Raw genomic sequence first — 13,124 nt, 5'->3', positions numbered from 1 at the left:
GCGAGACGCCGGCCGTGTCAGTGCCCCGCCACCGACCGCCTGGAGACCGGGAAGTCGAAGTACGTGCCTGGGAAGGGCTCCGGCTTGTACGTGAAGTGCCACCACTCCTCGGGCAGATTGACGAATCCCTCCGCGGCCAGGGTGCCCTTCAGCAGTTGCCGGTTCGCCCGCTGCGCCCCCCGGACACGCGGGTCCTCCGTGTGCGACAGCGTGTCGAAGCAGTCGAAACCCGTCCCCATGTCCACGGAGTTGTCGGGGAACCGCTCCTCCCTCGGGGCGTGACAGGGCACCAGACGCTCGCCCGGCACATAGGGGCGTGTCCGTGCCGCGGGCAGCTCCACGACGGTCAGGTCGACCGTGGAACCCCTGCTGTGCCCGGACTTCTCGGCGATGTAACCGTCCGCGAAGAGACGCGACTTGGGCACGAGCGGGTAGAACTCCGCCTTCATCCGCTCGTCCCCGAGGTCCTTGGCCCACCGTACGAAGTGGTCCACGGCCCGCTGCGGGCGGTAGCAGTCGTAGACCTTCAGCGAACGGCCCTGCCGCAGCAGCCTCACCTGGGCCCGGTGCAGCGCCTCGGCGGCCGGCCGGGTCAGGATGCACACGGGCTGCCGGTAGCCGTCCACCGGCTCGCCCACGAAGTTGTGCGCGGTCGTGTAGCGCATCTCCTGAATGATCGTCGGGTCGACGGAGCGCAGCGCCACGAACTCCTTCGGCGCCTTGGGCTCGGGAGTGGCCCGCGCGGCGGGCGGCACGGCCGCCCCCAGGAGGAGCGCCGCGGCGGTCACCACCAGGGCACGGCGCAGGCGGGCGCCGGAAGCGAAAGCTGTCATGGCCACCGTCTTACCGGGCCCCGCCGGATCGGTACAGTCCACCCGTGAACTCCCACTGCGCGAGCTGCGGAACCGCCCACCCGGCCGGCACCGGCTGGCCCCGCGCCTGCCCGTCCTGCGGCACGGTCGCCTACCGCAACCCCCTGCCGGTCGCCGTCGCCCTGCTGCCCGTCGCCGACGCGCGGGGCACCGGGCTCGTGGTCATCACCCGCACCATCGAGCCGCGGCGCGGCGGCATCGCCCTGCCCGGAGGCTTCATCGACCACGCCGAGGACTGGCGGGACGCGGTGGTGCGCGAGCTGCGGGAGGAGACCGGCATCGAGGCCCCCGCCCAGGACGTGACGCTGGCCGACGCGATGAGCTCGCCCGCCGGCCACCTGCTCCTCTTCGGCCTCCTGCCCGCACGCCCCGCCGCCGCGCTCCCGCCCTCGGTCGCCACCGACGAGACGGCCGGCCACCACATCCTGCGCGCCCCCGCCGAACTGGCCTTCCCGCTCCACACGACGGCGGCCGCCCACTGGTTCGCCGGCCGCTACGGCACCTGAAGACCGGCGTACCAGTACCGGAAATCCAGCACCCGAAAACAGCCGCACCAGCACCGGAAATCCAGCCGCACCAGCACCGGAGAAACCCGCCGCTACGGCACCCGAAAACAGCCGCACCAGCACCGGAAATCCAGCCGCACCAGCACCGGAGAACCAGCCGCACCAGCACCTCAGAGCCGCCCGCTACCGCACCCGAACCCCTGCCCCACCACCCGGCCCCCGCACCCGCACCTTCCGCCCGGCCTCCACCGCCCCCTCCGGCGTCACCCGCTCCACCACCACGCGCCCGTCCACCACCCGGGACGTGTACCGCTCCAGTTCCGCCTCCGCCCAGCCGTCACCGGCGTCCCGCACCACCAGGCCGCCCCCGGTCCGCCCCACCGGCGGGGCCCACACCTCCAGCTCCTCCGCGCCGTCCGCGCCCCGCACCGCGATCACCGCACCCGCCCGGGCGAACACCGGGACGCGTGACAGGGGCGCGTCCACCAGCACCTGCCCCGGCCCCTCGTGCGCCGCACCCGTCGCCGTGTCGTACCAGCGGCCGCGCGGGAGCCGCACCGCCCGCCGGTCCGTCCCGCGTGTGAGGACCGGCGCCACCAGCAGCGCGTCCCCCAGCAGGAACGCGTCCTCGCAGTCCCGCAGCGCCCGGTCCTCGGGGGACCCCCACCAGACGGGCCGCACATAAGGGGCGCCGGTACGCCGTGCCAAGTGCGCCAGCGTCACGAAGTACGGCCGCAGCCGCTCCCGTTCCGCCAGCGCCGCACGCGCGTGCTCCAGCACCTCCGGGCCGAACTCCCACGGCTCTCGGCGCCCCGCGTCGATCGCGGCGTGCGTACGGAACAGCGGCAGCCAGGCACCCAACTGGAACCATCGCAGGAACAGCTCCGGCGACGGACTCCCGTCGAACCCGCCCACGTCGGGCCCCGAGTACGGCACCCCGCACAGGCCGAGGCCCAGCACCAGCGACAGCGACGCCCGCAGCCCCGGCCACCCGGTCGACACATCGCCCGACCACGTCCCTCCGTACCGCTGCATCCCCGCCCAGCCGGACCGCGAGAACAGGAACGGACGCTCGTCGGGCCGCAGCCGCCGCAGCCCCTCGTACCCGGCCCGCGCCATCGCCAGCCCGTACACGTTGTGTGCCTCCCGGTGGTCCCCGCCCCGGCCCTCCAGCGCGTGCCGGGCAGACCGCGGCAGCGTCATGTCACCGAACGGGGTGAACGACACCGGCTCGTTCATGTCGTGCCACACCCCGGAGAAGCCCCGCGCCAGCCGCTCCTCGTACAGCCCGCCCCACCACTCCCGCACGGCCGGGTCGGTGAAGTCCGGGTAGACGCACTCACCCGGCCACACGACGCCCCGCACCGCCCCGCCCCTCGGGTCCCGGACGAACGCCCCGGAGGACCCCACCCGGGAGCCGGCCTCATAGACCGGGTTCCCGCGCTCCGCCTTCACCCCCGGGTCGACGATCGACACCAGCCGCACCCCCTCCTCGCGCAGCTCCCGCGCCAGCCCCGGCAGGTCGGGGAACCGCTCCTCGTCCACCGTGAACACCTGGTGCGCCTCGTAGTGGTCGATGTCCAGGTGCAGCGCCGACAGCGGCAGCTCCCGCTCCCGGTAGCCGGCCACCACCCGCCGGACCTCCTCCTGGCTGCCGAACCCCCACCGGGCGTGCTGCGGCCCCAGCGCCCACGACGGCGGCAGCGCCGGGGCACCCGTGAGCGCGGTCCAGCCGTGCAGCACGCGCGCGGGGGTGCCGACGACCACCCAGCACCGCAGGGGCCCGCCGCTCATCCGCACCTCGCTGGCGCCCGGCCGGTCGTGCCCGGACCCGGCCCCCTCCTCGCCCTCCCGCAGGGTCACCTGCCCGTCCCAGGAGCTGTCGTGGAAGGCCAGGTGCGTGCCCGCGTCCGACACCACGAACTGCACGGGCATGGTGATGTAGAGCGGATCGTCGCCCGGACCGAAGCTGCCGCGCGGGTCGGTGTTCCACAGCCGGTACGTCCCGCCGCGCAGCCGGGGCCCCGACGCCCGCCCGCCCAGCCCGAAGAACCGCGCGTCGGCCGGCACCTCCGACCGCTGCACCCACCGCGCCGGGCCCCCGGCGGCCGGCTCCCACCAGCGGGGCGGCATGTCGCGCCTCAGCACCACCCCGCCGGGGGTACGGACCTCCACGGCACCGTTGCGCGACACCGCGACCGTCACCCGCTCCGACACCACCCGCCAGCCGCCGCCCTTGTCCGGCTCCAGCTCCGCCCGGGGATCGGGCTCCGGCACCCGCCCCGCCACCGCGTACGACGGCAGCGGCTCCGCCCCGTCCCAGCCCCAGAACACCGTGCCGCCGCTGGAGACGCACACCCGCACCTGAGACCGGGCGAACCGGACGATCCCCCCGCCCGGCAGCCGCTCCACCCCCTGCGCGGGCCCGGGCACCCGGGCCCGCTCGGCCCCCGGTGGCCGCAGTGCCCAGGCATCCGTACGCCGCTGCCGCCACGCCGACCGCATCGCCCGCAGGCCCCGGACCGTGGCGAAGACCCTCACCGAACGCACCAGATCACGACCGTCCATGCCGATCACCCTGCCACCGGCCCGGGGGTGCGCAAGGGCCGTTCAACTGCCGTTCACCCGTGGCGGGAGCACATATTCATCCCGCCGACCATGGGGGGCGAACCCTGGTGCGAACAACGATCACATGGCATCGTCCTGCTCAGCCGCGTCACGCGCACACCCCGCACGTGCGCGAGACCCACGCAGACCCGCGTACAGGGACGTACAGCCAGGGAGCAGCCCCATGACCACAGAGCACGCCCAGCCCGACCCGCTCTGGCAGCCCGACCCCGACCGCGTCGACGCGGCCGCGGTCACCCGCTTCCAGACCTGGGCGGCCGAGCGGCACGGCGCACCCGCCGACGGCGGCTACCCCGCGCTGCACCGCTGGTCGGTCGACCACCTCGACACCTTCTGGCAGGCCGTGGCGGAGTGGTTCGACATCCGGTTCTCCACGCCGTACGAGCGCGTCCTCGGCGACCGCTCCATGCCCGGCGCCCAGTGGTTCCCCGGCGCCACCCTCAACTACGCCGAGCACGCGCTGCGCGCCGCCGCCGACCGCCCCGACGCCCCCGCCCTGCTCCACGTGGACGAGCTGCAGGAGGTGACGCCCATCGGCTGGGCCGAGCTGCGCCGCCAGGTGGGCGCCCTCGCCGCCGAGCTGCGCGCCCTCGGCGTACGCCCCGGCGACCGCGTCAGCGGCTACCTGCCGAACATCCCGCAGGCCGTCGTCGCCCTGCTCGCCACGGCCGCCGTGGGCGGCGTGTGGACCTCCTGCGCCCCCGACTTCGGCGCCCGCAGCGTCCTCGACCGGTTCCAGCAGGTCGAGCCGGTGGTCCTGTTCACCATCGACGGCTACCGCTACGGCGGCAAGGAACACGACCGCCGTGACACGGTCGCCGAGCTGCGCCGAGAGCTGCCCACCCTCCGCGCCGTCGTCCACATCCCGCTCCTGGGCACCGAGGCACCCGAGGGCGCCCTCGCATGGGACGCCCTCACGGCGGGGGACGCGGAGCCGGTCTTCGAGCAGGTCCCCTTCGACCACCCCCTGTGGGTGCTGTACTCCTCGGGCACCACCGGCCTGCCCAAGGCGATCGTCCAGTCCCAGGGCGGCATCCTCCTCGAACACGTCAAACAGCTCGGCCTCCACTGCGACCTGGGCCCCGAGGACCGCTTCTTCTGGTACACCTCCACGGGCTGGATGATGTGGAACTTCCTCGTCTCCGGCCTCCTCACCGGGACCACCGTGGTGCTGTACGACGGCAGCCCCGGTCACCCGGACACCGGCGCCCAGTGGCGGATCGCCGAGATCACCGGCGCCACCCTGTACGGCACCTCCGCCGCGTACGTGATGGCCTGCCGCAAGGCGGGGGTGCACCCCTCCCGCGACTACGACCTCTCCCGCGTCACCTGTGTCGCCACCACCGGCTCCCCGCTGCCGCCGGACGGCTTCCGCTGGCTCCACGACGAGGTGCGCGACGACCTGTGGATCGCCTCCGTCAGCGGCGGCACCGACGTGTGCAGTTGCTTCGCCGGCGCGGTACCCACCCTCCCCGTGCACACCGGCGAGCTCCAGGCCGCCTGCCTCGGCACCGACCTCCAGGCGTGGGACCCGCAGGGCAAGCCCGTCACCGACGAGGTGGGGGAGCTGGTCGTCACCAACCCCATGCCCTCCATGCCGATCCGCTTCTGGAACGACCCCGACGGCAGCCGCTACCACGACAGCTACTTCGACACCTACCCCGGCGTGTGGCGGCACGGGGACTGGATCACCATCACCGACCGCGGCTCGGTGGTCATCCACGGCCGCTCCGACTCCACCCTGAACCGCCAGGGCGTACGGATGGGCAGCGCCGACATCTACGAGGCCGTCGAACGCCTCCCCGAGATCCGTGAGTCCCTCGTCATCGGCCTGGAGGAGCCCGACGGCGGCTACTGGATGCCGCTCTTCGTCCACCTCACCGAAGGCGCCGCCCTGGACGACGACCTGATCGCCCGCATCAAGCGGACCATCCGGGAACAGCTCTCCCCGCGCCACGTCCCCGACGAGATCATCGAAGTGCCCGGCGTCCCGCACACCCTCACCGGCAAGCGCATCGAGGTCCCGGTCAAGCGGCTCCTCCAGGGCACGGACCTGTCCAAGGCGGTCAACCCCGGCTCCGTCGACAACCTCGACCTGCTCCGGTTCTACGAGGAGCTCGCCCGCAAGCGCGCCCAGGGCACCCGGTGACCTCCCTGTGGACCGGTGAGCGCGTCCGGCTGCGCGGCAGCGAGCCCGAGGACTGGCAGGCGTTCATGGACTTCGACGCCCACACCGGGCACCAGCGGTCCGTCGACGCCCTCCACCCGCCGCGCTCCGCGGAGGGCTACCACGCCTGGGCGGCCGGCCAGGCCGTCGCCGTGCCCGAGGGCGACGACTTCCGGCTGGCCGTCGAGGCCCTGGACACCGGCGAACTCGTCGGCTCCGTGGCCACCGCCGACTCCGACCCGCGCGCCGGCCGGTTCCGCTACGGCATCGGCATCGGCGGCGACCACCAGCGGCGCGGCTACGCCGCCGACGCCGTGGTGGTGCTGCTGCGCTTCATGTTCGGCGAGCGGCGCTACCACAAGTGCGAGGCCGGCATCCACGCGTACAACGAGCCGTCGCTCGCCCTGCACCGCAAGCTCGGCTTCACCGAGGAGGGCAGGCTGCGCGACCACGAGTTCTTCGCGGGCCGCCACCACGACCTGGTGCTCGTGGGGATGACCGCCCCCGAGTTCGCCGCACGGCACCCCTTCGACACCCTCTGAGGCCCCGGCTCAACCCCCGTACACGGCCTCGGACTCGCCCAGCACGGCGGCGAAGTCCGAGGCCAGCCGGGCCGCGTCGGCCGGCGGGAGCTCCGCCGTCGTCACCCGTACGCCCGTGGGCGCCGCGATCCGGAACCGCGCCCCCGCCGCCACCCACCACCCGCGCGACCGCAGGCCGCTGACCACCGCCGCCTCGTCGCGCACCGGCACCCACACGTTCAGCCCGCTCGCCCCGTGCGCCGCGACACCGTGCCGCGCCAGTTGCCCGATCAGCGCCCGGCGCCGCTCGGCGTACGCCTCCTCCGCCCGTCCCACCAGCCGCCGCACCGCCCCGTCCGCCATCAGCCGCGCCGCCGTCTCCTGCAGGACGTGACTGATCCAGCCGGACGTCATCAACAGCCGGCCGTCGTGCCGCGCGAGCGTCGTTCCGTCGCACGCCAGCGCCGCCCACCGCAGGTCGACGCTCAGGTGCTTGGACACCGTCCGCACGTGCGCCCACCGGGGGAGCCCCGCCGCGGCCAGCGCGTACGACGGCGCCCCCGACACGTCGGCGTTGTGGTCGTCCTCCACGACCAGCACCTCGGGGAAGCCGCCCAGCACCTCCACGAGCGCGTCCCGCCGCTCCCGCGAGAAGCACCCGCCCACCGGGTTCTGCCCGCGCGGACTGCACACCACCGCCCGCACGCCCGCCCGCAACGCCGTCCGCAGCGCCTCGGGCACCATCCCGCGGTCGTCCACCGCCACCGGAACCATGCGCAGCCCCAGCGCCGGCACCAGGTCCAGCAGATGGTGGAACCCCGGGTCCTCCACCGCCACCGAGTCGCCCGGCCTCAGCTCCGTCGACAGCAGCCGCCCCACGCAGTCCAGCGCGCCGTGCGCGAACGTCACCCGCTCCGCCGGCACCCCGTCCCGCGCGAACCACTCACGCGCCAGCCCCTCCAGTGACGCCAGCCGGGGCGAGGCCCGGTGCGAACCCGGCACCGCCGGCACCAACGGCGGCGGCGTCAGCTCCGGCAGGAACGCCGGGTCGGGGTGGCCGCCCGCCAGGTCGCGCACGCCCTCCGGCACCCGCGGCGGCCGCCGCGAACCGACCGCCGGCGCCTGCGCCACCACGGTCCCGCCACGCCCCTTGGTCACCACGATCCCGCGCTGACGCAGCTCCTTGTAGGCGGTGGCCACCGTGCCGGGACTGACGCCCAGCTCGTCCGCGAGCCGCCGCACCGGAGGCAGCGCGGCGCCGGGCACCAGCCCCCCGTCCGCCACCGCCCGCTCCACGGAAGCCGAGATTCCCCTGGCCGTGGTCCCACTGATCGCATATTGTGCTGCCACGTACTGAACTATGTATCAATACATAATGCGCAGTCAAGGGGGAACGGTGGACCCGCACCAGCACAGGCCCGCACTCGCACGACGCCTCCGCATACCCGGAGGCCGCGACGGCCACCGCATGCTGCTCGTCGCCTTCATCGACAAGACCGGCACCGGACTCTGGGCCACTGCCCTCCCGCTCTACTTCACCCAGGTCACCGCCATGACCCTGGCCCAGGTCGGACTCCTCATCGGCCTCTCCGGCGCCATCGGCATCGCCGGCGCCCCCCTCGCCGGACGCCTCGCCGACCGCTTCCCCGTCACCCGCATCCTCATCTGCGCCCAACTCCTTCGCGCCGCCGCCCTCCTGGCCCTCCTCACCACCCACGACTTCACCCTCCTCCTGCTCTACTCCGCCATCGGCGCCCTCCCCGACCGCGCCTCCAACGTCCTCACCAAGCTCTACGCCGCCCGCGTCGCCGGCCCCCGACGCGTCCGCTACCAGGCCTTCAACCGCACCGTCTCCAACCTCGGCTGGGCCGTCGGCGGCCTGGGCGCGGCCGCCGCCCTCGCCCTCGCCACCACCACCGCGTACCAGACCCTCCTCATCGCCAACGCCCTCTCGTACGCCGTCATCGCCGCCCTCACCCTCCGCTGCGCCGAACCCCCCCCCCCCCCCCCCACCCCCCCCGCCCCCCCCCCCACCCCCGCGGCCCCCGCCACCCCCACACCCCCCACCAAGCCCTCCAGCCCCTGGCGCGACCGCCCCTTCCTCCTCTTCACCGCCACCGAGGCCGTCCTCTACCTCGACGACGCGATCCTCCAGGTCGGCATGCCGCTGTGGATCGTCCACGCCACCGACGCCCCCCTCGGCCTCGCCCCGCTCCTGCTGGTCCTCAACTCCCTGCTCGTCGTCCTCTTCCAGGTCCCCCTCGCCCGCTTCGGCGCCACCCCCACAGCGGCCCGCACCCTCCTCACCCCCCTCGCCTGCCTCTTCCTCACCGGCTGCCTGGCCATGGCCGCCTCGGCCGCCGGCGACCGCTGGACCGCCGTCGCCGCGCTCACCACGGCCGCCGTCGCCCTCACCTTCGCCGAGATGATCCACGCCACCGCGTCCTGGGAACTCTCCGTCGCCCTCGCCCCCACCGTCGCCCAGGGCGCCTACCTCGGCGTCCACGGACTCGCCGCCTCCACCCAGCGCAGCGCCGGCCCCCTCCTCGTCACCGCCGTCATCGCCGCGGGCCCCCTCGCCTGGCCCCTCCTCGGCGCCGGCTTCGCCGCCACCTGCCTCGCCCAGCGCCGACTGGTCCGCCGACGCCTTCCCCACCCCCCGCTGTCAGTGCCCCCGGTTACGGTGAGTGAGCACCAATGAACAAGGGGGATTCATGGCACGCACCACGACCACCACGACCATGCGACGCGCACTCCGCCGCGAAGTACCCAGCACCGTCGGCCTCCTCGCCGACGAAGAGGACTTCACCGCCATGCGCCGCCGCTACCGCAGCTTCACCTTCGACGACCACGGCACCTACCTCCGCCAGGTCGACCACCTCCTGAAAGACCTGGCCCATCACGGAGGCCACACCACCGTCGCCCTCTTCGACCCCGAGGAGTACGCCGAGTACTGCACCGAAACCGGCCTCGACCCCGACACCCCCGACAGCCGCAGCCGCTTCACCGCCGAAATCGCCGCCACCGGCGCCGCCGTCACCTACACGGGACAGCCCGTCGACCGGCTCGTCCCGCTCCTCGTCCACCGGGCGGTCCGGCAGGCCACCTGGGAGTACGCCACCATGCTCCTCGCCGACCTGGGACAGTGCGCCGACTGCGGCCAGGACATCGGCCGCGCCACCTTCGACCAGGCGTCGCACCTGCTCACCCGCCTCCTTGAGGAAGCCGGCCCCGGCACCCACCACCTCGTGTGCAGCGTGCCCGCCGACGAGCAGCTCCTCGCCGTCCTCCACGCCGACCGGCCCCCCACGGGACCCGCCACGCTCGACACCACCGAAGCCGCCGAATTCGTCACCGTCCTCGCCGTCGGCATCGCCCTCCGCACCCCCGGAGGCCTCGTCCTGCGCACCACCACCCCCGCCGCACCCGACCGCGTCCACGGCTGGCGCCTCGACCAGGGCCTCCTCGTCCCGCTCACCGAGGCCGAGGTCTTCAACGCCTACTGCACCGACGCCGACACCGGGGAGCCCCTCGCCCCCGAACCCGGCGTCGACTACCGCGCCGGATTCGACATCACCCCCGACGACGACCACCCCACCCACCACTGAGCGGAAAAGAAGGAGGGGCTTCCCCGCCCACCGGCGGAAAAGCCCCTCCTCGACAACCCGGCCGGGATCTACTCCCCGGACAGCACCGCCTGCGCGGCCAGCCGCGCCTCCTCGGCCGAATCCGTCGCCCGCGCGGCAGCCGCCGCCCGCTCGCACTGCGCCAGCGTGTGCTTCGCCAGCGTCGCCCGCACATACGGGATCGACGCCGCGCCCATGGACAGGGAGGTGACACCCAGACCCGTCAGCACACAGGCCAGCAGCGGATCCGAAGCCGCCTCACCGCACACACCACAGCTCTTGCCCTCGGCCCTGGCGGCCTCCGCCGCCAGCGCCACCAGGTCCAGGAGCGCCGGCTGCCAGGGGTCCTGCAGACGGGACACCGCACCGACCTGCCGGTCGGCGGCGAAGGTGTACTGCGCCAGGTCGTTCGTCCCCAGCGACAGGAACTCGACCTCCTGGAGGATGGAACGCGCCCGCAGCGCCGCCGACGGGATCTCCACCATCGCCCCGAACTTCGCCCGCAGCCCCGCCTCACGGCACGCCTCGGCGAACGCCCTGGCATCGGCGCGGTCGGCGACCATCGGGGCCATGACCTCGAGGTACACCGGCAGCCCCTCCGCCGCCTTGGACAGCGCGCTGAGCTGGGTGCGCAGCACCTCGGGGTGATCGAGCAGCGTACGCAGACCCCGCACGCCCAGCGCCGGGTTCGGCTCGTCGGCCGGAGTGAGGAAGTCCAGCGGCTTGTCCGCACCCGCGTCCAGCACCCGCACGACCACCCGGCCCTCGGGGAACGCCTCCAGCACCTTGCGGTACGCCTCGACCTGCTTGGCCTCCGACGGCGCCTGCTCGCTGTCGTCCAGGAACAGGAACTCGGTACGGAACAGGCCCACACCCTCCGCCCCGGCCTCCACGGCGGCCGGCACATCGCCCGGCCCGCCGACGTTGGCCAGCAGCGGCACCTTGTGCCCGTCCGACGTGGCACCCGGACCCGTCGCCGCCGACAGCGCCGCCTTGCGCTCGGCGGCCGCCCGCTCCATCTCCGCGCGCTTCTCCGCGCTCGGCTCCACGAAGATCTCACCCGTGCTGCCGTCCACCGCGATCACGGTGCCCTCGGCCAGCTCACCGGCTCCCGGCAGCGCCACCACCGCGGGCACACCCAGCGCCCGCGCCAGGATCGCGCTGTGACTGGTCGGCCCGCCCTCCTCGGTCACGAAACCGAGGACCAGCGTCGGGTCCAGCAGCGCGGTGTCCGCCGGCGCCAGATCCCGTGCGATCAGCACATACGGCTCGTCGCTGTCCGGCACACCCGGCATCGGCACGCCCAGCAGCCGCGCCACGATCCTGTTGCGCACGTCGTCCAGGTCCGCGACCCGCCCCGCCAGATACTCGCCGGCCCCGGCCAGCAGCGCCCGGTAGGCGGCGAACGCGTCGTACACGGCCCGCTCGGCCGTGCTCCCCACGGCGATACGGCGCTCGACGTCGGCCATCAGCTCGGGGTCCTGCGCCATCATGGCCTGCGCCTCGAGCACGTGCTGTGCCTCGCCACCGGCCAGGTTGCCCCGCGCGATCAGATCGGCCGCCACCGCCTCGACGGCCTGACGGGCACGCCCCTGCTCGCGCTCCGCCTCCTCGGCCGGGATCTGCTTGGCCGGCGGCTCGAGGACCGCCGTGCCCATGTGGCGCACCTCGCCGATCGCCACCCCATGGCTGACGCCGACGCCCCGCAGCGTTGTCTCCATTACACCTGTCTCCGATTGAGCGGCGGCTTCCCGGCCGCCGCGCGTGAATGTCCCGACCCGATGCCGCCCGAAGGCGGCACTGACGTCACCGCCAGGAGAAGAGGGAGTCGCCCGCCTTCACATCGCCGCTCTCGACGAGGTCGGCCAGGGACTCGGCCGTGGCCTCCAGGGCGACGATCGGGCAGATCGCGGACTTGCCGGCCGCCTCGACGGCCGCGGGGTTCCACCGCACGACGGCCTGCCCGCGCCGGACGGTGTCGCCCTTGCTCACGAGCAGCTCGAAGCCCTCGCCATTGAGCTGGACGGTGTCGATGCCCAGGTGCGTCAGTACTCCGTGGCCCTCGTCGTCGACGACCACGAAGGCGTGCGGGTGCAGGGAGACGACGATGCCGTCCACGGGAGACACGGCCTCCGAGGGCTCCCGCACGGGGTCAATGGCGGTACCGGGGCCGACCATCGCGCCGGAGAAGACGGGGTCGGGCACTGCGGCGAGTCCGATGGCGCGGCCCTCGAGCGGCGAGGTCACGGTGGTCATGGGGAGCCTCCCAGGGGTGGAGCTTCTGTGTCGCCGCCTGCCTGTCCTGGGCGGCGTACTGATCAGAAGCGTATGTCATAAGAAGTCCGGGTTCCGCACGAGAGGTCCGGGTTCGGGGACCTAGGGACCACCGGAAACGATTTGCCTCAACTACCAACGGGCGGTAGGGTCGTACACCTGCCTGACCCGGACGCGACGTTGAGTCGTAGGTCGGCAGCGACTCTCAAGCCGGATCCTAACTGGTCTACACCTCTGGTCTACACCTCTGTGTCCATGGGTGGGTGGTCAGGGGGTCGGAAAAAGGCTGATAGAGTCGGAACCGCCGGAAAGGGAAACGCGAAAGCGGAGAACGGCCCGGCAGCCCGCTCCAGCGGGTGGCGGAAACGGAAAACGGATCTGCTAAGCTGGAAACACGAAATACCGAAGGGAAGCGCCCGGAGGAAAGCCCGAGAGGGTGAGTACGAAGGAAGCGTCCGTTCCTTGAGAACTCAACAGCGTGCCAAAAATCAACGCCAGATTAGTTGATACCCCGTCTCCATCACGGAGAT

The 13,124-nt window shown here is 73.4% G+C and carries 10 protein-coding genes; 5 read left to right on the top strand and 5 right to left on the bottom strand.

What is annotated here, in order from left to right; genetic code table 11:
* Nucleotides 1-17 precede the first annotated feature (17 nt).
* On the bottom strand, nucleotides 18-833 hold the full coding sequence (locus tag E2B92_RS18510; protein WP_126889049.1) for a M15 family metallopeptidase: 816 nt from the start codon (nucleotides 831-833) through the stop codon (nucleotides 18-20).
* Here E2B92_RS18510 and E2B92_RS18505 point away from each other — a divergent pair.
* Nucleotides 827-1,378, top strand: a complete 552-nt coding sequence (locus tag E2B92_RS18505; protein WP_126889050.1) for an NUDIX domain-containing protein — start codon at nucleotides 827-829, stop codon at nucleotides 1,376-1,378. The genes E2B92_RS18510 and E2B92_RS18505 overlap by 7 nt on opposite strands.
* A gap of 183 nt (nucleotides 1,379-1,561) precedes the next feature.
* Here E2B92_RS18505 and E2B92_RS18500 read toward each other — a convergent pair whose 3' ends face one another.
* On the bottom strand, nucleotides 1,562-3,946 hold the full coding sequence (locus E2B92_RS18500; RefSeq protein ID WP_133087609.1) for a glycoside hydrolase family 31 protein: 2,385 nt from the start codon (nucleotides 3,944-3,946) through the stop codon (nucleotides 1,562-1,564).
* Between the two features lie 223 nt (nucleotides 3,947-4,169).
* On the opposite strand from E2B92_RS18500, the gene E2B92_RS18495 reads away from it, so the two are divergent.
* On the top strand, nucleotides 4,170-6,155 hold the full coding sequence (locus E2B92_RS18495; RefSeq protein ID WP_126889374.1) for an acetoacetate--CoA ligase: 1,986 nt from the start codon (nucleotides 4,170-4,172) through the stop codon (nucleotides 6,153-6,155).
* Entirely contained in the window at nucleotides 6,152-6,715 is a 564-nt protein-coding gene (locus tag E2B92_RS18490) for a GNAT family N-acetyltransferase (protein WP_126889375.1), read from the top strand. Before E2B92_RS18495 ends, E2B92_RS18490 begins: the two co-directional genes overlap by 4 nt.
* A gap of 9 nt (nucleotides 6,716-6,724) precedes the next feature.
* Here the strand turns inward: E2B92_RS18490 and E2B92_RS18485 are convergent, their stop codons facing one another.
* Complete coding sequence (locus E2B92_RS18485; protein ID WP_126889376.1) at nucleotides 6,725-8,044, bottom strand: aminotransferase class I/II-fold pyridoxal phosphate-dependent enzyme; 1,320 nt, start codon at nucleotides 8,042-8,044, stop codon at nucleotides 6,725-6,727.
* A gap of 118 nt (nucleotides 8,045-8,162) precedes the next feature.
* On the opposite strand from E2B92_RS18485, the gene E2B92_RS18480 reads away from it, so the two are divergent.
* Nucleotides 8,163-9,395, top strand: a complete 1,233-nt coding sequence (locus tag E2B92_RS18480; protein ID WP_133087619.1) for an MFS transporter — start codon at nucleotides 8,163-8,165, stop codon at nucleotides 9,393-9,395.
* A gap of 13 nt (nucleotides 9,396-9,408) precedes the next feature.
* On the top strand, nucleotides 9,409-10,302 hold the full coding sequence (locus tag E2B92_RS18475) for a hypothetical protein (protein WP_126889442.1): 894 nt from the start codon (nucleotides 9,409-9,411) through the stop codon (nucleotides 10,300-10,302).
* Between the two features lie 68 nt (nucleotides 10,303-10,370).
* Here the strand turns inward: E2B92_RS18475 and ptsP are convergent, their stop codons facing one another.
* Nucleotides 10,371-12,041, bottom strand: a complete 1,671-nt coding sequence (gene ptsP / locus E2B92_RS18470; protein ID WP_126889443.1) for a phosphoenolpyruvate--protein phosphotransferase — start codon at nucleotides 12,039-12,041, stop codon at nucleotides 10,371-10,373.
* Nucleotides 12,042-12,126: 85 nt separating this feature from the next.
* A complete protein-coding gene (locus tag E2B92_RS18465) occupies nucleotides 12,127-12,576 on the bottom strand; it encodes a PTS sugar transporter subunit IIA (protein ID WP_126889444.1) in 450 nt (149 codons plus the stop codon).
* Nucleotides 12,577-13,124 lie beyond the last annotated feature (548 nt).

The organism is Streptomyces sp. WAC05374, assembly GCF_004353505.1.
Lineage (GTDB): Bacteria > Actinomycetota > Actinomycetes > Streptomycetales > Streptomycetaceae > Streptomyces.
This window is presented reverse-complemented; position numbering and strand designations above follow the sequence as displayed.